Below are 18,621 nucleotides of genomic sequence, written 5' to 3' on the forward strand. Positions count from 1 at the left end.
GCACGTCGCCGCTTCGCCATCATGGCGATCGAAATACAGGTCGGTGCCTTTGCGAAAACGGTCGGGACCGACCATCGTCGCCATCATGCGGATAATTTCGGCGCCCTTGTTGTAAATGGTCGCGGTGTAGAAGTTCGAGATTTCCTGGAAGCTGTCGGGGCGGATCGGATGCGCGAGCGGCCCCGCGTCTTCTGGAAACTGCGCGGCGCGAAGCAGGCGGACATCCTCGATCCGCTTGACCGGCGGCGACCCCATGTCGGCCGAGAAATTCTGGTCGCGAAAGACGGTGAAGCCTTCCTTCAGACTGAGCTGGAACCAGTCGCGGCAGGTGACGCGGTTGCCCGACCAATTGTGGAAATATTCATGCGCGACGACGCCCTCGACCCCGTCATAATCGACATCGGTCGCGGTATCGGGGTCGGCGAGGATGTAGCGGGTGTTGAAGATATTGAGGCCCTTATTCTCCATCGCGCCCATGTTGAAGTCGCTGACCGCGACAATGTTGAACAGGTCGAGATCATATTCGCGGCCATAGACCCGCTCGTCCCACGCCATGCTGTCCTTCAGCGCCTGCATCGCATGGCCGGTGCGGGGGGCGTCGCCGTCGCGAACCCAGATTCCGAGTTCGACCTGTCGCCCCGACATCGTCGTAAAACTGTCCTTGTTGGCGACAAGGTCACCGGCGACCAGCGCGAAAAGATAGGATGGCTTCGGCCACGGGTCTTCCCACAGCGCCCAGTGCGCCCCGTCCGGTCCGTCCCCCTGCGCGATGCAGTTGCCGTTCGACAGCAGGATCGGGAACTGCGCCTTGTCCCCTGCCATCCGCACCTTGTAACGGCTCAGCACGTCGGGGCGGTCGGGATGAAAGGTGATGCGGCGAAAGCCCTCGGCCTCGCATTGCGTGCACAGCATCCCGTTCGAGGCATACAGGCCCATCAGCTGTGTGTTGGTTGCCGGGTGGATGACCGTGTCAACCTCCACCGTCGCCGCGGTCCGTTCGCCCAGGTCGATGATCAGGTCGCCGCCGTCGAGCCGCCAGTCGTTCCACACTTCGCCATCGACCCGCACCGCCGCGGGGGCCAGCCCGTCGCCGCGCAGCACCAGCGGCACCGGCGCATCGGCATCGCGCACGACCGATAGCGCCGCGCCGACCGTCGTTTCATCGACGCCCAATGCGAAATCGAGCGCAATATCGGGAACCTGCCACTCGGGCGGGCGATAATCGCCACGATGGATGGTGACGGGGATGGCGGGGGTGGAAGAGGCATCGGTCATGTTTCGGGTCTAGGCGCGGGGCGCGGGGCGCGCAATAAGGCGGGCGATGGGACAGATGCTGATTTTCGGGCTGGGTTATGCCGCGACCCATTTGGCAGGCCGCCTGCGCGCGCGCGGGTGGGACGTGATCGGGACGACGCGGGAGGGGCGCGGCGACAGCATCGCCTTTGCCGACGAAGGCGCGGTGCGCGCCGCGCTGCGATCCGCGACGCATATCCTGTCGTCGGTGCCGCCGGTCGATGGCGCCGACCCGGTGCTCGCGCGCTATGGCGATGCGCTCGCTCTCGCCTCCGCAAGCTGGATCGGCTATCTGTCCTCGACCGGCGTCTATGGCGACGCGGGCGGGGCCTGGGTCGACGAAAGCGCGCCGATCAGGGGCCGCCGTCCCGACCGAAACGCCGCCGATGCGGCGTGGGCAGCACTCCGCAGCGACGTCTGCGTCTTTCGTCTGCCCGGCATCTATGGCCCCGGTCGCTCGATCCTCGATCGCATCGCGGCGGGCCGCGCGCACCGCATCGACCTGCCCGATCAGGTGTTCAGCCGCGTCCATGTCGAAGACATCGCGGGCGGCGTCATCGCATCGTTCCGCGGCCCGGCGGGCGTCTACAACCTGGCCGACGACGAACCGTGCCACCAGAATCGGCTGGTCGAATGGGGCTGTGCGATGATGGGCGCGCCGCTGCCGCCGATGCAGTCGCTGGCCGACGCCGGCCTGTCGCCCGCCGCGCGCGCTTTCTATGCCGAAAACCGCCGCGTCGCGAATGGCAAGGCGAAACGCTTGCTCGGCTGGACGCCGCGCTATCCGAATTTTCGCGCGGGGTTGGCGAGCCGAGGCTGATCCCAATCGATCTCAATGACGATATTGGGGACTAGATCAACACATCGACGGTGTGGATCAACACCCCGACCAGCCCGCCGACCAATGTCCCGTTGATGCGGATATATTGCAGGTCGTCGCCCACCGCGCTCTCCAGCCGGTCGGTGATCGTCTTCGCATCCCAGCCGCGGATCGTGTCGGACACCAGCTTGAGCGCGGTCTCGCCATAGCTGTCGACGACGCCGACCACCGCGCGGCGGGCGTAGCGGTTGAGCGTGCGCTTGATCCCCGCATCCTCGCCCAGCATCGCGCCGAACTGGGTGACGAGTTCGCCGATCCGCCCCGCCAGCATTGTGTCGGGATTGCGCGCGGCCTTGAGCAGGGCGGTGCGCCCCTGTTCCCACAAACCGTCGAGCCAGCGCTTCACCGCCTTGTTTTCGAGCAGTTCGTCGCGGACCCTTGCGACCTTTGCCTTCACTTCGGGATCGTGCTGGAGGTCGAGCGCCATCTTGGCGAGCCCTTCCTCGACGCGGATGCGCAGCGGGTGCGTTTCGTCGACGGCCATTTCGCTGAGCAGTTTCGACAGCCCTGCGACGATGCGGTTCGAGATACTCTCGTCGAGCCCGGTGAAGCGCACGATCGCGTTGCTGTTGTCGTGGACCATCTGGTGGATCAGATGGTCGTTGAGTTCGAGCGTCTTCGATCCCCATTTGACCATCGCGTCGAGCAGGGGCTGGTGCCGCCCCTCGGCCAGCGCGGCTTGGAGCGCCTGCCCGAGCAGCGGCGCGACGTCGAGTTCGCGCAGGCGATCGGCAATCGCCGATTTGACCATCCCGCCCAGGCGTTGCTGGTCGAGCGCACCGAGGCCGTCGGCGATGATGCGCGATGCGCCAAGCCGCAGGCGCCCGCCGCCCTCACCCGGCTCCGACAGGAATTTGCCGACCGCGCCCGCGACGTCGACCGTCTGCATCTTGCGCGCGATCAGGCGCGGCAGCAGGAAATTGGTGAGCAGGAAGCGCGCGAGCGTGTCGCCGATCCGGTTCTTGTTGCGCGGCACGATCGCGGTGTGCGGGATCGGCAATCCCATCGGATGGCGGAACAGCGCGGTGACCGCGAACCAGTCGGCCAATCCGCCGACCATCGCCGCCTCGGCAAAGGCGCGGACGAAGCCGATCGCGGGATGGACATCCTGATAATATTTCGCGCCGACGAACACGAACGCCATGACGATGAGCATACCCGTCGCCACGGCGCGGACATTCATCCCGCCCGTGGGAACGGCAACGCCCACCCCCCGGTTCAAATGGGGAGGGTGGGCGCTTCCGATATCAGTCTGCGGCGAAACGCTTTCCGTCATGTGCATCAAATGGCGACATGGCGCAAAGGTTGCAACCACAACGCACGGCAACGCGACGCGCGGTCATTCGGCGGGATGCGTTACGACCTGTCCGTGCGGTTTCGTATCGTCACCCTTTTGGTAAGTCAGCAGGTTGCGTGAGAAGAAGCGGCCGAGGCGCTTTTCGATGCTGTCGGCCAGGCTGAAGCCCGCGGGGACGATCAGCAGCGTCAGCAGCGTCGACAGGATCAGGCCGCCGATCACGACAACGCCCATCGGCGCGCGCCACGCACCGTCGCCCGACAGCGACAAGGCGGTTGGCACCATCCCGGCGACCATCGCGACCGTGGTCATCACGATCGGCTGCGCACGCTTGCGCCCGGCATCGAGCAGCGCCTCCATCTTGCCCACGCCATGGTCCATCTCCTCGATCGCGAAATCGACGAGCAGGATCGAGTTTTTAGCCACAATCCCCAGCAGCATCAGCAAGCCGATATAGACGGGCATCGAGATTTCCATGCCGGTGATCGCCAGGCCGAGCAGGCCGCCGAGCGGCGCGAGCAGCAGCGACGACATGTTGACCAGCGGCGACAGGAAACGGCGATAGAGCAGCACCAGCGTCGAAAAGACGAGCAGCAACCCCGACACGACCGCGATCATGAAATTGGTGATCAGTTCGGCCTGCCATTTGGCATCGCCCTGGATGACCTTGCGGATACCCTGCGGCATCGTCTTGACCGCGGGCAAAGCATCGATCTTTTTCTGGGCTTCGCCGGTGACGAGGCCGGGGGCAAGGTCGGCACCGATCACGATGCGCCGCGTCTGGTTGTAACGGCGCAATTCGGTCGGCCCTGCACCGAAACCGATTTCGGCGACCGATTTCAGCGGCACGGTGGTCCCGCGCGAGGTCGGCACCGGCAGGTTTTCGATCGTCGCCAGGCTGCGGCGCGAATCTTCGGATAACAGCACGCGGATCGGGATCTGGCGATCGGACAGCGAGAATTTCGCCGCATTCTGGTCGATGTCGCCCAGCGTCGCGATGCGGATCGTCTGGCTGAGCGATGCCGTCGTCACGCCCAGTTCGGCGGCAAGGTCCATCCGCGGATTGACGATGATTTCGGGACGCGGAATGTCACCCTCGATCCGCGGGGCACGCAGTTCCTTAATGCCGCCCATCTGGTCGACGATCAGGCGCGCATGTTTTTCGAGCGCGACCGGATCGTCGCCGCCGATGATGAAGGTGATGTCGCGGCCCGAAAAGCCGCCCGACTGGCTCTGGAACGACACGCGCGCATCGGGGATCGCCGCCAGCTTGGGTTGCAGGCTGCGTTCCCATTCGACGCTGCTCATCGGACGCTCTTTCTTGAGCGTGATGAACGCATTGCCGCCGCCGACATTGACGTCATAGAAGGCCGTCTGGACGACCGGGCTGTTGTCGAGGATCGCCCCGATCTGGCGCACCACCGTCTCGCTTTGCGCCAGCGTCGACCCCGGCGGCAGTTCATATTTCACCTGGCTATAGTCGCTGTTCGTCGTCGGCTGGAACTGCTGCGGCAGGACCGCGAACAGGCCAATGCTCGACAAAAAGGCAAGCAAACCGATACCGACGATCCAGACGCGATGGTCGTGAAGGCGGGCCCAGGCGCGCTGGAGCATGAATTTTGCCCAATGGGTGAACGCCCATTGGCGCATGCCCATCGCATAGATGAGCGCACCGATCAGAATGGCGAGCAGGCTGGTTAGCAGAAAGGTGGCGATCGCCATGAGCGGCGTCAGCACCAGAAAATGGATCGCGGGATTTGGACCGTCTTGCCCCGCCGGGACAGGCTGAAAATAGGAAAAAACCGAAAAAAGGACATAGAGTCCTGCCAGAATGAGCGGCACCGCCAGAAAGGCAATCCGGGTCTTCGTGCCGTCATAGCGCGCCCGCACGGCCTGTTGCTTGCTGCTGTCCAATGTCCACGCCAGCAGCTTTTCATAACGATCGACCCAAGGCCCTGCGGCATGCTCCTGTTCGCCCTGCGCCGACAGGAAATAGGCGGCGATCATCGGCGTGATCATGCGCGCGACGGCCAGGCTGACGAGCACCGCAAACACGACCGTCATCCCGAACTGGATGAAGAACTGGCCCGAAATCCCCGGCATCAACGCCACGGGCAGGAACACCGCGACGATCGACATGGTGGTCGCGACGACCGCCAGGCCGATCTCGTCGGCGGCGTCGATCGACGCCTGATAGGCGGTCTTGCCCATCCGCATATGCCGGACGATATTTTCGATCTCGACGATGGCGTCATCGACGAGCACCCCCGCCACCAGGCTGAGCGCGAGCAGCGACAGGCTGTTCAGCGAAAAGCCCATCATGTCCATGAACCAGAAGGTCGGGATCGCCGACAGCGGGATTGCCAGCGCCGAAATCAGCGTCGCGCGCCAGTCGCGCAGGAACAGGAACACGACGACGACGGCGAGCACGGCGCCCTCGATCATCGCGAGCATCGAGCTGCGATATTGTTCCTTGGTATATTCGGTGCGCGTGAACAGGATCTTGAAGTCGATCTTGGGGTTCGCCTTCTTGATCTCCGCCAGCTTTTTCATCGTCTCGTCGTGAACGGTGACGTCCGACGCGCCCTTCGCCTTTTCGATCGAGAAACTGAGCACCTGACGGCCCTTGATCTTTGCCAGGTTGCGCTGTTCGGCATAGCCGTCGGTGACTTTAGCGACGTCGGACAGGCGCACGGTGCGGCCGTTGCCGATCGACAGCCGCGTTTCACCGAGTTCAAATGCATTGGCCGCGTTGCCCAGCACACGCACCGCCTGTTCGCTGCCCGCAATTTCGGTGCGCCCGCCGGCCGCATTGACGTTGGTCTGGCGCAGTTGCTGGTTTACCTGGCTCGCGGTCAGGCCATAGCTTTGCATCCGCGCCGGATCGAGGATGACGCGGATTTCGCGATCGACCCCGCCCGAACGGCGCACCTGGCTCATGCCCGGAATCGACAGCAATTCCTTGGCGACCGTATTGTCGACATACCAGGACAGCTGTTCCAGCGTCATGTCCGACGCTTCGACCGCGAAGTAAGTGATCGGGCCGCCCGCAATATCGACGCGCACTACCTGGGGTTCGAGAATGCCGTCGGGCAGGTCGCTGCGGATCTGCTGAACGGCCTGGTTGACGTCGTTATAGGCGCGGTCGATCGGGGTGCCGATGGCAAATTGCACAAACGTCCGGCTGTTGCCTTCGCCGACATAGGACGACATTTCATCGACACCGCTGACGCCGCGGATCGCCGCCTCGACGCGTTGCGTCACCTGCGTTTCCAGTTCCGACGGCGCGGCGCCCGGCTGCGCGACAATGACCTGAACCGCGGGGAATTCGACGTCGGGCTGGTCGTTGACGTCCATCCGGTTGAAACTGACGATCCCCGCCAGCATCAACAGCACGAACATGACGATCGGCGGCACCGGATTTCGGATGCACCAGGCGGAAATGTTGCGAAAGCTCATGATTCAAACGCCTTTTGTGCGCCAGATATAAAGGCTGCGATCCGGAATTATTGCGTCGATTTCTGTACGACGGGCTTCACCTTGTCACCGACGTTCAAGAATGCGCCGGCCAGCACGACCACGCGTTCATTGCCTGTCAGGCCCGAGGCGATCGAGACGCCATCGTCGGTGACGGTGCCAACCTTGACCACGCGGCGCTGGATCGTGTCCTTGCCATCGACGACCAGGACATAATTGCCTTCGGGGCCGCTCTGCACCGCGCTTTCGGGCAACAGGGGCGCTTCGTCCGAACCCGACACCAGCCGCGCATCGGCAAAGCCGCCGGGGCGGAGCGACGTGCTGTATGGCACCGCGATACGGACCATGCCTTGCCGCGTATCGGGATTGATGACCGGCGACACCTGCCATACCTGGCCCGCGATCTGTAAATTGGTGCCCACCGGGTTGATGGTGGCGCGGGTGCCGACGCGCACGCGCTGCAAATCGGCCTCGGCCATCTGGGCCAGCAATTCCATTTCTCCGCCGCGCGCCATGCGGAACAACACGCCGCTGCCCGCGCCCACGATCTGACCGGGCTCGACGCCGCGCGTCAGCACCAGCCCCGCCGCTGGGGCGACGATGTTGAGCCGGCCGTTGCGCGCCTGCGCTTCGGCATATTGGGCCTGCGCGACGCGGACGCGCGCATTCGCGGCATCGCGCGTGGCGCGCTTGCGGTCCATGTCGGCCTTGGAAATAAAGCCGCGCGAAACCAGCGCCTCGGCGCGTTCGAGTTCGGCCTGCGCGAGGTTCGCGTCGGCCTGCGCCACGCGGATCGAGGCAGCGAGGCTGGCTGCCTGTTGCGCCTGGACCGAGCGGTCGATGATCGCGAGCGGCTGGCCGGCATTGACCCACTGGCCCGGCTCGACCAGCACGCGCACGACCTGTCCGCCTTCGCCGGCGACGCCGACGGGCATCTCGCGGCGCGCGGCGATCGTGCCGTTGGTCGAAATCGTCGCCTCGACCGACTGGCGGCCGGGGATGACGACCGTGATGCTGGGGACGCTGGCCGCGCCGGGTCCGCCCGCTGCGCCCTCGCCGCCCGCAGCGCCGCTCTTGCTCGAGCTGAAGGCATACCAGGTCGCGGCGAGTGCAAGCGCGATCAGGACGATCGCGACGATCAGCCGCGTCCGTTTGCGGCGGTTGTCCGCCTCTTCATAATAGCTCTGCGTGCCCGCCAGGCTGTCCATCGAATCCACTTTCCGCTCGTAGTTCACGCCGAATCCCTCCCTGACCTGCACGGCTTCCGGTGCGGACGGCGCGGCAGCGCCCATCCCCTTTACCCCGCACGACAGGATCAATCCTGCACGAGGTGTATTACCTAATTAAATCACCACTGGCAAGAGGCGAAACTTCGCCATCTCCCCGCGCCCCGGATGGCGAGGCATAGGCGCATCGCCGTGCCATTTCCAGAGGTTACGGACACGAAAAAGGGTGGCGCGCCCCTGGGGCGGCCACCCTTTTTCCCGGCCGGTTCGCGAAGGAACCGGCTATAGGCCGACGGCGATCAGCGAACGCGACCGCGGCGGACAAGGTTGACGATCGCAAGCAGTACGACCGCGCCGATGAAGGCGGTGAGAAGGGTCATCGGATCGAACGCGTCGCCGCGCAGATGGCCGCCGCCCAGGAAGCGGCCGAACAGGAAACGTCCGAGGATAGAACCGATACAGCCGACGATGATGTTGAGGAAGATACCCTGCTGCGCATCGGTGCGCATGACGATGCTCGCCAACCAGCCGATAACGCCGCCCATGATGATTGCGATAATGAAATCCATGACATTGACCCCCTACGATCGTTGTTGGCGCCTGACGTTACAGGCATCGCATTGGTAACCCAAATATTTGTTGTCGCATAGCGGAATGGCGGCGCGGCGATTATACCGCGCCGCCGTCCCGTTCAGCGGACGCTGCCGCGACGAACCAGGTTGATGATGCCGAGCAGCACAACCGCGCCGATAAAGGCCCACAGCAGCCCGATCGGGCTGAAGGTGTCGAGGCTGGCCCCCATGCCGAAAAAGCTGCCGAGGAAATTGCCGAGGAACGCGCCGACGATCCCGACGACGACGTTCAGGATGATGCCCTGCTGCGCGTCGGTGCGCATGACGATGCTGGCAAGCCAGCCGATGATGCCGCCAACGATCAAAGTGATGATCAAACCCATGATTTTCCCTTCCCTGAACTGCCGGGCAAGCGCAGACACCCGGCGAGCATGTAAACGTCCGGTCGCGTCCGGACATCGTTTCAACGATGACACAGGAATGCAGATCGGGAGCGAAAGGTTCCCGGCCGGTCCATGGGGACGCGGCCGGGAAAGGAGGATCGGTTCCTGATCGGGAACGTCTCCGGGTCGCAGTTCCGGGATTAAGCAGTCGCGTTTGACGATGGTGTGACGAACGGCACAGGTGCAAAAATAAATGGCAAAGGGAACCGCCGCGCGCGGAGCTTGCCGGATATCGATGATAAAGGGGGCGCGTCCCGCAGGCGGGCCGGGCCGCAAAGCGCGCACGCGAAATGGGGGCCGACATCGCTGCCAACCCCCACTAACCGGCTCTGCTCGGCTTACTCCGCCCCGCTCCATCCCGGTCCGCTTCTCTCGCGATCAGCAGCCCGCAAAACGATGCGTTGCGATGCCCGCCAGAACAATCCGGCGACGGTTTGGTCGGCCCCCTTTCGGGGGCCGGCCGCACCTGGAAAGCCCTTCATCATCTCTTCCCGCGTCTGTCGAAACAGTCGCTGTCCAAGCGATGGACTGCATTTCCTGTACCCGATCGGGTCCGTATCAACTCGTGGGAATCGCTACGTTCCGTGACCAGGCTATCGGTCGATTTCCTCGGCAATCCGTCCGTTCTCTTCTGGCTAGTCTTGCAACTACCCTTGATGTCCCGGTGGTTCGTCGTCTCTGTCGTCCGATGATTGGAAGCTGTCACGAAGCGTCGGGGGTGCCAACAGAAAAAAGCCGAAATGCCCCGCTCAGACGTCAGCTGCTGTGGATAAGTCCGGCATTAGCAACAAGCGGATTCGGTGCAGCATTTTTGTAACAAGGGTGCAGCATTTTCGGATTCAGATTTGCCGGCGCGATGAACGCGGCCGCCCCGCCGAATCGAAATCGCGAGTCGGATAGGCGACTCGCTTCGGGGATCACGCCCGCCCCAAATCGCCCTTGCCGATCGTCCCCGACGCCATCTCCAGCATCCGGTCCAGGCTCTTGCGCGCGGCGAGGCGCAGGCCCTCTTCCATCTCGATCTGGGGCTTCAGGTCGCGCAGCGCGATGTAGAGCTTCTCCATCGTGTTGAGCGCCATATAGGGGCAGATGTTGCAGTTGCAGTTGCCGTCGGCGCCCGGCGCGCCGATGAAATTCTTTTCGGGCAGCGCCAGTTCCATCTGGTGAATGATGTGCGGCTCGGTCGCGACGATCAGCGTGTCGCCGGGAAACGACTTGGCGAATTGCAGGATGCCGCTGGTCGATCCGACATAGTCGGCATGGTCGACAATGTGCGGCGGGCATTCGGGATGCGCCGCGACCGGCGCACCCGGATGCTGGGCTTTGAGCTTGAGCAGTTCGGTTTCACTGAACGCCTCGTGCACGATGCACACCCCCGGCCACAACAGCATCTCGCGCCCGAACTTGCGGTTGAGATAGCCGCCCAGGTGGCGGTCGGGGCCAAAGATGATCTTCTGGCTTTCCGGAATCTGGCTGATGATCGTCTCGGCGCTCGAAGAGGTCACGATGATGTCGCTGAGCGCCTTCACCGCCGCCGAGCAGTTGATGTAGGTCAGCGCGATATGATCGGGGTGCGCCTCGCGGAACCGCTTGAACTGTTCGGGCGGACAGCTGTCCTCAAGGCTGCATCCGGCATCCATGTCGGGCAGGATCACCGTCTTTTCGGGGCTGAGGATCTTTGCCGTCTCGGCCATGAATTTGACACCGCAAAAGGCGATGACATCGGCGTCGGTTTCGGCGGCCTTGCGCGACAGTTCGAGCGAATCGCCGACAAAATCGGCGAGATCCTGGATCTCGGGCTTCTGGTAATAATGCGCGAGGATGACGGCGTTGCGGTCCTTGCGCAGGCGCTCGATTTCGGCGCGCAGGTCAAGGCCCGAGAGATTCTCGCGAACGGGAGCAGTCATCGCTTTTCCTTATATGGCTTCAGCCTTGGCGCACCCCCTACACCCTGCCTTGCGGCAGGGCAACGGAGCGTCAGCCGCCGGCAAGCCTTTCCGCAAGCGTGACGACGGGAGGCGCCATCGACACCAGCGATATGGCGACCCGCGTCGCAATGACAATCGCGGCGATGGCCCAGGTCGCGGGATGCACCGCGCCGCGCGTCCGGCGGTCATAGGCGGCGACGATCGCGACCGCCGCGAGCTGGCAGAGCGCGACCGCAGGCTCTGCCCACGGACCCATCAGCGGGATGGGCAGCAATCGGCCCAGCGCGGGTTCGAGGATGATGATCGTCGCGCCGATCATCAGCCGCCGGTGCCAGTCGGTTGCACGGCGGCGGCGGATAGCCCAGGCGACCATCGCGCCGAAAACAAGCGATTCGATTACGGTCAGCGCCAGGAAATAGGGCGGCGTGAAAAAGGGCGGAAAACGGTTCAGCACCAGCGACGCCACGCCGGTAAAAATGCCGAGGCCTGTAATAAACATCGCAAGCACCCCGCCGACCCGGCCGAGCTTGCGATGCCGCGCCAGATTGCCCTGCAAAACAAGCGTCGGCTGCGCAATCAGCAGCGCAAGCCAGGCCAGCATCGCGACGCCGTGCAGATGCACCCAGAAGGGCGCCGCAACAGGATCGACGAAGCCGCGCAACGCGAACTGGAGAAAGCCGAGGACGATGAAAACCGCGAGGCCGATCGCCATGCGATGCCAGAATAGTTCGGGGCGCGCGGCGCCCGCTACAGCCGTAGCCATGTCAATCCCCCTGCCCCGACCCGGGCGCGAGGATAACAAAGCCGCGCGAGCGCGAAAAGCCGGGATTTACCCAATCGGCGCGCGTGCAAAACGCGCGGTCACCTTTGCATCAATCCCCGCGGCCTTCAGCGGCATCGCAAAGCTTTGCTCGACCGCGGTGCGCGCTGCGCCTTGCGCAAGGCGCATCGGTGTGGCGCCCTTGGCCTGCGCGATCAATTCCTCCTGCGCGCGCTTGCGGTTCGCGGCGTCGAGCGTGCGTTCGGCATCGGTCAGCGTCAGCAATATCTCGCCGTCGCGATATTCGCTAATCGCGTCGATATCGATTTCGGGGCCCGCCAGCCGCAGCGGCGGCAAGGTGACGGTCAGCGCATTGGTCGCCGCATCCCAGTCGAGGTCCGACTGTTTCAGTTTGCCAAGGTCGAGTTCGTAACGCACCGTGCCCGGCATGATCATCGTCTTCTTGGCGCTCAGCCCCAGCCGGCTCTGCGTCGAGGTCACCACCGCGACATAGCGCGCGGTGAAGGGCACCAGCACATTCTGTTCCTGCAACCCTTGCAGGCTCGCCGCGACGACGGTTTGGGGATCATAACCGCGCTGCCAATCCTGCCATGCCCGCCAGCCAAAAAACAGCGCAAGCACCAGGATCGCGACGAGCGCGGTGCGGAACAGGCCCTTGTTCATGCCACCAGCCTCCAGCATTCGGCATCGCGCACGACGCGGCCGCGATTTTCCAGGTCGATCAGATGCGCGAGCACCGAACGGCCGGCGGCGCCGGTCAGCCGCGGGTCGAGCCCCTTGTACATGTGGTTCACCATCTCGGGGATGACGCTTGTCCCCTTTTCGAGTTCCTTCAAAATCTGGCGCTCGCGCTGTTTGCGATGGCCCAGCATCCCGCGGACGAGCTGCCGCGGCTTGGTCACCGCGGGGCCGTGGGCGGGATAATAGACGCGGTCGTCGCGGTCATAGAGCTTGGAAAGGCTCGCCATATAGGCCGCCATGTCGCCATCGGGCGGGCTGACGACGCTCGTCGACCAGGCCATGACATGATCGCCGGTGAACAGCGCGCCGCTCTCGACCAGCCCGAAGCAGAGATGGTTCGACGTATGCCCCGGCGTCGCCACCGCCTCGATCGTCCAGCCGTCACCCGATATGCGTTCGCCGTCGGCCAGCACGCGGTCCGGAGCATAGTCGGGATCGAACGCCGAATCGGCGCGCGGCCCATCGTCGGACAGCGCCAGCGGCGCACAGCCGATGATCGGAGCGCCGGTCGCTTCTTTCAGCGGTGCGGCGGCGGGCGAATGGTCGCGGTGGGTGTGGGTGCACAGGATCGCCGCAACGCGCTGGCCCTCGGTGGCGCGCAAGATGGCGTCGACGTGCCCCGCGCCGTTGATGTCGGCAGGGTCGCCGATGCTCAGCCCCGAACCCGTCGGGCCCGGATCGATCACCGCGACGTCGGGCCCCGCGCCGACGATCCATGTCTGGGTGCCGGTGAACGTATAAGGCGACGGGTTCGGCGCCAGCACGCGGCGCACCAGCGGCTCAAGCTGCTCGCAATCGCCGGCGCGGATGCTGTCGGGCCAGGGTCTTTCTTCGCTCATCGTCCTTATGTGGCATTGCGGGGAGCGGAGTGAAAGAGGCAGCGACGGTCATCGGGCAAGAATGGCTGCTAGCGACCGATTGCGGACATTGTTTCTTCGTCATCCCGGACTTGATCCGGGATCCATCGCGGCGCTGAAGTCATGGACCCCGGATCAAGTCCGGGGTGACGAGAGGGCGGAACGGACGTCCGCCTCCACCGCAAAACCGCCGTCGCCCTCGCGCAAGAAAAAGGGAGCGGTTGCCCGCTCCCTTTCCCCGCCCCTGCCGCCAGCCCCACCGGGGAGCAAAGGCTGGCGCCGAAGCTGCTCGGGCCCAGATCGGGTCTAGTTGCCCGATGTCTCGATCTCGGCGATCGCCTTGTCCAGGTCGGCGGCCACCTTCGCCCGCATGTCGTCCGACAGGCTGCGGGCGCGTTCGCCCTCGGCAAAGGCTTCGCGCGCTTTCTTCAGCGCCGACAGCCGGGCCGCCTTACCTTCCGCGCTGTCGCTGCACGCGAACATCACGACCTTGCTGCGTTTATTGCCATCGCTTTCGTCGCGGTTGACGATCGGAGCCGCCTTGCCGTCGCCGCATTTGCCCATGACCATCGCCTTGCCGTGCATCGACCAGGCGCCGTGCGGCATCGCGGGCATCGGGGGCATCGGCGGCATCGGCGGCATCGGCGCCATCACGGTGCGGATGCGTTCCTTGCGCTTTGCCTCCAGCCGGTCGGCGATCGCTTCGGCGCGTTTGCCGGTGACGCCCTGTTCCTTCAACGTCGCGATGACATCGTCGCGCGACAGGGTGCCGGGGCTGCGAAATTCGATGCGGCGCATCCTGTCCTTGCCGTCGGCGGGGGCAAGCATCGCCTTTGGCGCGTTGCCCTCGCCGCCCTCCTCGTGGGTGCCGTCGCGGCGGATGACGATGCGATGGATCTCGCGCTTTTTCTGGCCGTCTGCATCGGTCGCCGCGTTGTCGGCATGTTCGGTGAACACCATCACGCCGGGCGCGTCCGGGGCCTCGGGCGGCAGCACCGCTTCCGGGGGAGCCGGCGGCGCCGGGACGTCAGCCGTGGGCGCCTGTGCGACGACGATTCCCGCCGGAACCAGCGTCGCGGTGGTCGCAAGCACGGCCAGCGTGGCCCCGCCGACCAGCAGGCGGCCGACCAGCCCGCGCTGCTTTGAAATATCCTGCCTCATCAACATCGTGAGCCTCTCCTGCAAATTATCGTGGACCGCCATCGGCGCGGCAAGCGACAGGCGCGGACCGACCGCCGCCTTGACGATCGCGGTGGCATAGCGCGCGGTGCGCTCGCGGCGTTCGTCCTGATCGGCCATCGTCAGCACGTGCGCATCGCACGCGGCCTCCTGATCGAAACGAAAGGCGCGGATCGCACGCCAGGCAAAGGGATTGAACCATTGCGCGGCGAGCAGCACCAGCGCCGCGCTGTTCGCCCAAAGATCGCCGTGGCGGTGGTGCGACAATTCATGGTCGATCGCCAACGCGCGTTCCTCGGCAACATAGCGCGCGAAAAAATCGTGGGGGACGGCGACATAACGCCGCCACAGCCCGAATGCGACCGGGCCATCGACCGCGTCGGACATGACCAGCCGGATATTGCCGATCGGCTCAAGTTCGACCGCATCGCCCAGCACCTCGCGCCGGAAACGATGGTGCGACACCAGTGCGGCGATCAGGACGGCGGCCATGCCCGCCGCCCACAGCGCGAAAAAGACCGGAATGAGTTGGGCAAGCGACCAGAGCGGCTCGGCCGTCGGCGCGGACGCCGCGACCGGCAGCCCCGTCGGCACCATCACCGCCACCTCGATCGCCGGCTGGGGCACCACGACGACGGGATCGGCGAATGGCAAGGGCGGCAGCACGAGCCGCAGCGCAGGCACCGCCCACAGTGCATAGGTCAGTCGCGGGCCGAAATGACGCGCAAAGGGTTTGCGGACGATCAGGACCAAAAGGACAAGAATGCCCGTGGTGACGAGCGTGTCCGCCCATGCCTGAAGCAGCATCGCGGTGTTCACGACTTGAGCCTCTTCAGCAGCGCCTCGATCTCGGCGATGTCGGTATCGGTCAGCGCCTCGCGGTCCGCGAGATGCGCGATCAGCGGGCTGACGCGGCCGCCGAACAGGCGATCGACGAACCGCTGCGATTCTTCGCCGACCGCTTCGGCACGCTCGATGGCAGGGCTATAGAGATAACGTCGGCCGTCGGCCTGCGCGGTCACCGCGCCCTTCTGCACCAGCCGCGCAAGCAACGTCTTTACCGTGGCCTGCGTCCAGCCGTTGACCTTGCCAACGCGCGACGTCAGGTCGGCGGCGGTCTGTGGAGCATCGTCCCACAGCGCCGAGAGCACCTGCATCTCCGACTCGCTTGCTCGTTCTGCCATGCGGACCCCTCCCATTGGCGTCGCCCATATGCGACACGACTACAAATGTAGTCAAAGGGCTGAACGCTTGCTGAACGGAGCTGAACGGCCCCGCGCGAGCAACTGTCGGGATTTTTGACAGGCCGCGGGCGAGGTAAGGATTTGCTAACCAGCGTCTCGCGCCGAAATCGGGACATAAGCCGAATTGGCACGGCAATTGTATAGTTTAGGATGTTCCCGAGTGTTCCGCTCAATGGAGCGGTGGGGGGTATCAGTCTGGTCCCTGATGCCCCCTGCCCCCACCCGGGAAATCCCCACTTGCCCCCGATGCTGACCGGGGGGCGGAGCGGCCGAAAGGCCCCGCCCCCCGGAAGCTTTCCATTTCGATCAAATTGGGTCTTTCCTACATTATCCCGCTGTGCCAGCCTTCTTCGAGCGCGTTCATTCGGCCTGGGAAAAGGTCGCCTCCGCGCGCGGCAGCGGTCCAGATTGCGGGTCGCACAAGGCTGAACTTTGCTGAACTTTGACCCATGCGGCATCCCGTGCCACCCGATCGCGGACCGGCGTCGGGCATCCCATATCCGCGCCGCATCCCGAAACGGGCATAGAAAAGCCCGCCGGAACCCATGGGCCGGCGGGCTTGTCTGCTTTTTTTTGGGGGGGTTACTCGGCGCGGGCCGGAATGCCGGCCACCAGCGTGTGAAGCTCGCCTGCTTCCCACATTTCCATCATGATGTCGGACCCGCCAACGAATTCGCCCTTCACATACAGCTGGGGGATCGTCGGCCAGTCCGAAAATTCCTTGATGCCCTGCCGGACGTCCATGTCCTGGAGCACGTCGACCGTTTCATATTCGACCCCGAGCCGATCGAGCATCGCGATCGCGCGCGAGGAAAAGCCGCACTGCGGGAACAGGGGCGTGCCCTTCATGAACAGCAGGACGGGGTTGTCGGCGACCAGCTTGGCAATGCGGTCGTGGGTCGTGGCAGCGTCGGTCATCGTCAATCTCCGGGCAGGCGCGCCGTCGCGCCGCAAATGGTCATGCCCCTATGAGGGGATGGCGGTGGTCAATTGCAAGGCATGAAGTTCGCCGCCCATCCGCCCGCCAAGCGCGGCATAGACCGCCTTGTGCTGCGCGACGCGGGTCATCCCGCGAAACGATGCGCTGACGACATGCGCCGCATAATGGTCATTGTCGCCGGCAAGGTCGGTGATCGTCACCTCCGCATCGGGAAAGGCCCCGACGATCATCGCCCGCAAATCGTCTTCGCGCATACCCATCGGATCGCCTCAGCCCTGGCTGTCCATGAACTGACGCCGCGCCTCGGCGGTCTTGTCGTTCAGGATCGCACGAATTTCGGCATCGCTGATCTCGATCTGCGCCGCGGTGAGGTCGCCCGCGAGCTTGCGGATGACGTCCTCGTCGCCCGCTTCCTCGAAATCGGCCTGCACCACCGCCTTGGCATATGCGTCGGTTTCCTCGGGCGTCAGCCCCATGCGTTCGGCCGCCCATTCACCGACCAGCCGGTTGCGTCGCGCGGTGATGCGGAACTGCACCTCCTGGTCGCGGGCGAACTTCGCCTCGAATCCTCGTTCACGATCGTCGAATGCGCTCATCTTGTCCTCACCGGTTAAGCCGTGCCTTGCAGATAGGTTGCCCGCCCCATCGGCGCAAGCCGCCTGTGCGGCAGATCACTTCCCTTTTTCAGACGAAGGGGTTAGGGTCGATGGCAAGGGAATGGGTCGTACCGCAGCAATGAAGACTGCACCTTGCCGGGCATGTGCTGGCACGGTGTCTTTACGCATGTGTTTGGGGGATTTTGGTGATGACCGTTCGACGTCCGCATTTTGTGCCGATTCTGGCGCTGCTGGCTTTTGCTGCACCCGGAACCGCCATGGCACAGAGCATCGACCCGACGCTCCGCGACAGTTTTTCGATCGGCGACCAGGGCGGCTCGCTCTGCGAGGTGCAGGCCACCGTCCGCGACGGCGTCGTCAAAGGCATGTTCGATCGCGCCTGGACGATCATCTGCCGCGATGCGAGCCAGCCCGTCGGCTATGTCCGCCTGCTGCGCGCGGGACCCGACGATGCGCGCGCGCGGATCGAGCAGGGCCGCGACGGCACGATCGTCTGCGCCGCCGGGGGCGCCTGCACCGTCAAGGACAGCAACATCGCGTGGACAACGCGGATCGAGGCCGACGGCGCCAACACCTATAGCGTCGAGGGGTTCGAGGCCTATGGCGATGCGTTGAACATCGCGCTCGAATCGGTGCGGCAACGCCGGATCGTCCCCGGCGTCATCAAGGTCGCGACGACATCGGTCGGCGGCAATGACGGGTTCGCCCGCACGCTGGCCGGGGCGATCGACGTCGACAAGGCACTGGCCGAAGGATACCGCCGCAACCACAGCGGCGATTATGCCGAAGCCGCCGAATTTTTCGAGGCCTTGTCGCGCCGCACGCTCGAGGAACAGGGTGCCGCCGACATCGACCCGACCGAGTTCACGCTGAACCGCGCCCTGCAACGCTCCAACCTCGGCGAATTTGCCGAAGCCGAGCGACTGTTCGCCGAGGTCGAGGCGATCCCGACCGGCGACCCGGTCCAGATCCGCCTGCGGCGCAATTTTCGCGCGATCAACGCGCTGAACCAGCGCGATTATGACGGCGCCGCTACCCTGTTGCGGCAACCCGTCGCGCCGCTGGCAGGCGGCGTGACCGTCGCGGGCGGCGCCGTCACGCTGACGCCTCAGATCGTGGCAGGCGTGAACAGCGGCGCCAACGCCC

The 18,621-nt window shown here is 64.7% G+C and carries 16 protein-coding genes and 1 pseudogene; 2 read left to right on the forward strand and 15 right to left on the reverse strand.

Annotation, left to right across the window (positions count from 1 at the left end; all coding sequences use genetic code 11):
* Positions 1-1,275, reverse strand: a 1,275-nt coding sequence (locus A3E77_RS16625) for a M1 family aminopeptidase (RefSeq protein ID WP_293647972.1), incomplete at its 3' end; no start/stop codon positions are given.
* A 46-nt stretch (positions 1,276-1,321) separates the two neighbouring features.
* Here A3E77_RS16625 and A3E77_RS16630 point away from each other — a divergent pair.
* A complete protein-coding gene (locus A3E77_RS16630) occupies positions 1,322-2,113 on the forward strand; it encodes a Rossmann-fold NAD(P)-binding domain-containing protein (RefSeq protein WP_293647974.1) in 792 nt (263 codons plus the stop codon).
* Positions 2,114-2,144: 31 nt separating this feature from the next.
* Here the strand turns inward: A3E77_RS16630 and A3E77_RS16635 are convergent, their stop codons facing one another.
* The 14 genes from A3E77_RS16635 to A3E77_RS16700 form a co-directional block, all read right to left on the reverse strand.
* On the reverse strand, positions 2,145-3,356 hold the full coding sequence (locus A3E77_RS16635; protein WP_293648074.1) for a DUF445 domain-containing protein: 1,212 nt from the start codon (positions 3,354-3,356) through the stop codon (positions 2,145-2,147).
* 156 nt (positions 3,357-3,512) lie between these two features.
* Positions 3,513-6,929: an efflux RND transporter permease subunit gene (locus tag A3E77_RS16640; RefSeq protein WP_293647976.1), complete on the reverse strand. Its 3,417-nt coding sequence runs from the start codon at positions 6,927-6,929 to the stop codon at positions 3,513-3,515.
* Between the two features lie 47 nt (positions 6,930-6,976).
* Complete coding sequence (locus tag A3E77_RS16645; RefSeq protein WP_293648076.1) at positions 6,977-8,155, reverse strand: efflux RND transporter periplasmic adaptor subunit; 1,179 nt, start codon at positions 8,153-8,155, stop codon at positions 6,977-6,979.
* A 317-nt stretch (positions 8,156-8,472) separates the two neighbouring features.
* Positions 8,473-8,742, reverse strand: a complete 270-nt coding sequence (locus A3E77_RS16650; RefSeq protein ID WP_293647978.1) for a GlsB/YeaQ/YmgE family stress response membrane protein — start codon at positions 8,740-8,742, stop codon at positions 8,473-8,475.
* A gap of 122 nt (positions 8,743-8,864) precedes the next feature.
* A complete protein-coding gene (locus A3E77_RS16655; RefSeq protein WP_293647980.1) occupies positions 8,865-9,128 on the reverse strand; it encodes a GlsB/YeaQ/YmgE family stress response membrane protein in 264 nt (87 codons plus the stop codon).
* A 977-nt stretch (positions 9,129-10,105) separates the two neighbouring features.
* Positions 10,106-11,095 carry a quinolinate synthase NadA gene (nadA, locus tag A3E77_RS16660; RefSeq protein WP_293647982.1) on the reverse strand — a complete coding sequence of 330 codons (990 nt, stop codon included), beginning with the start codon at positions 11,093-11,095 and terminating at the stop codon, positions 10,106-10,108.
* A 70-nt stretch (positions 11,096-11,165) separates the two neighbouring features.
* Complete coding sequence (locus A3E77_RS16665; protein WP_293647984.1) at positions 11,166-11,879, reverse strand: adenylate cyclase; 714 nt, start codon at positions 11,877-11,879, stop codon at positions 11,166-11,168.
* A gap of 66 nt (positions 11,880-11,945) precedes the next feature.
* A complete protein-coding gene (locus tag A3E77_RS16670) occupies positions 11,946-12,560 on the reverse strand; it encodes a DUF4230 domain-containing protein (protein ID WP_293647986.1) in 615 nt (204 codons plus the stop codon).
* Positions 12,557-13,477 (reverse strand): MBL fold metallo-hydrolase, encoded by a 921-nt coding sequence (locus tag A3E77_RS16675; protein WP_293647988.1) that lies wholly within the window; start codon positions 13,475-13,477, stop codon positions 12,557-12,559. Before A3E77_RS16675 ends, A3E77_RS16670 begins: the two co-directional genes overlap by 4 nt.
* Positions 13,478-13,801: 324 nt before the next feature.
* Positions 13,802-15,493 carry a M56 family metallopeptidase gene (locus A3E77_RS16680; protein WP_293647990.1) on the reverse strand — a complete coding sequence of 564 codons (1,692 nt, stop codon included), beginning with the start codon at positions 15,491-15,493 and terminating at the stop codon, positions 13,802-13,804.
* Complete coding sequence (locus A3E77_RS16685) at positions 15,490-15,858, reverse strand: BlaI/MecI/CopY family transcriptional regulator (protein WP_293647992.1); 369 nt, start codon at positions 15,856-15,858, stop codon at positions 15,490-15,492. Before A3E77_RS16685 ends, A3E77_RS16680 begins: the two co-directional genes overlap by 4 nt.
* A 642-nt stretch (positions 15,859-16,500) precedes the next feature.
* Positions 16,501-16,836 (reverse strand): Grx4 family monothiol glutaredoxin, encoded by a 336-nt coding sequence (gene grxD, locus A3E77_RS16690; RefSeq protein WP_293647994.1) that lies wholly within the window; start codon positions 16,834-16,836, stop codon positions 16,501-16,503.
* 48 nt (positions 16,837-16,884) lie between these two features.
* Positions 16,885-17,118 (reverse strand): BolA/IbaG family iron-sulfur metabolism protein, encoded by a 234-nt coding sequence (locus tag A3E77_RS16695; RefSeq protein ID WP_293647996.1) that lies wholly within the window; start codon positions 17,116-17,118, stop codon positions 16,885-16,887.
* Between the two features lie 9 nt (positions 17,119-17,127).
* Positions 17,128-17,454 (reverse strand): DUF1476 domain-containing protein, encoded by a 327-nt coding sequence (locus tag A3E77_RS16700; protein WP_293647998.1) that lies wholly within the window; start codon positions 17,452-17,454, stop codon positions 17,128-17,130.
* A 209-nt stretch (positions 17,455-17,663) separates the two neighbouring features.
* Here A3E77_RS16700 and A3E77_RS16705 point away from each other — a divergent pair.
* A pseudogene (locus A3E77_RS16705) lies at positions 17,664-18,621 on the forward strand (CHAT domain-containing protein); the annotation flags it as partial.

Origin of the sequence: Sphingopyxis sp. RIFCSPHIGHO2_12_FULL_65_19, from assembly GCF_001830555.1 — a bacterium.
In the GTDB taxonomy this organism is placed as follows: domain Bacteria; phylum Pseudomonadota; class Alphaproteobacteria; order Sphingomonadales; family Sphingomonadaceae; genus Sphingopyxis.

Coding starts and splice junctions, on each gene's coding strand:
- A3E77_RS16630 (WP_293647974.1), top strand. CDS start 1,322: ATGGGACAGATGCTGATTTTCGGGCTGGGTTATGCCGCGACCCATTTG.
- A3E77_RS16635 (WP_293648074.1), bottom strand. CDS start 3,356: ATGAATGTCCGCGCCGTGGCGACGGGTATGCTCATCGTCATGGCGTTC.
- A3E77_RS16640 (WP_293647976.1), bottom strand. CDS start 6,929: ATGAGCTTTCGCAACATTTCCGCCTGGTGCATCCGAAATCCGGTGCCG.
- A3E77_RS16645 (WP_293648076.1), bottom strand. CDS start 8,155: ATGGACAGCCTGGCGGGCACGCAGAGCTATTATGAAGAGGCGGACAAC.
- A3E77_RS16650 (WP_293647978.1), bottom strand. CDS start 8,742: ATGGATTTCATTATCGCAATCATCATGGGCGGCGTTATCGGCTGGTTG.
- A3E77_RS16655 (WP_293647980.1), bottom strand. CDS start 9,128: ATGGGTTTGATCATCACTTTGATCGTTGGCGGCATCATCGGCTGGCTT.
- nadA (WP_293647982.1), bottom strand. CDS start 11,095: ATGACTGCTCCCGTTCGCGAGAATCTCTCGGGCCTTGACCTGCGCGCC.
- A3E77_RS16665 (WP_293647984.1), bottom strand. CDS start 11,879: ATGGCTACGGCTGTAGCGGGCGCCGCGCGCCCCGAACTATTCTGGCAT.
- A3E77_RS16670 (WP_293647986.1), bottom strand. CDS start 12,560: ATGAACAAGGGCCTGTTCCGCACCGCGCTCGTCGCGATCCTGGTGCTT.
- A3E77_RS16675 (WP_293647988.1), bottom strand. CDS start 13,477: ATGAGCGAAGAAAGACCCTGGCCCGACAGCATCCGCGCCGGCGATTGC.
- A3E77_RS16685 (WP_293647992.1), bottom strand. CDS start 15,858: ATGGCAGAACGAGCAAGCGAGTCGGAGATGCAGGTGCTCTCGGCGCTG.
- grxD (WP_293647994.1), bottom strand. CDS start 16,836: ATGACCGACGCTGCCACGACCCACGACCGCATTGCCAAGCTGGTCGCC.
- A3E77_RS16695 (WP_293647996.1), bottom strand. CDS start 17,118: ATGGGTATGCGCGAAGACGATTTGCGGGCGATGATCGTCGGGGCCTTT.
- A3E77_RS16700 (WP_293647998.1), bottom strand. CDS start 17,454: ATGAGCGCATTCGACGATCGTGAACGAGGATTCGAGGCGAAGTTCGCC.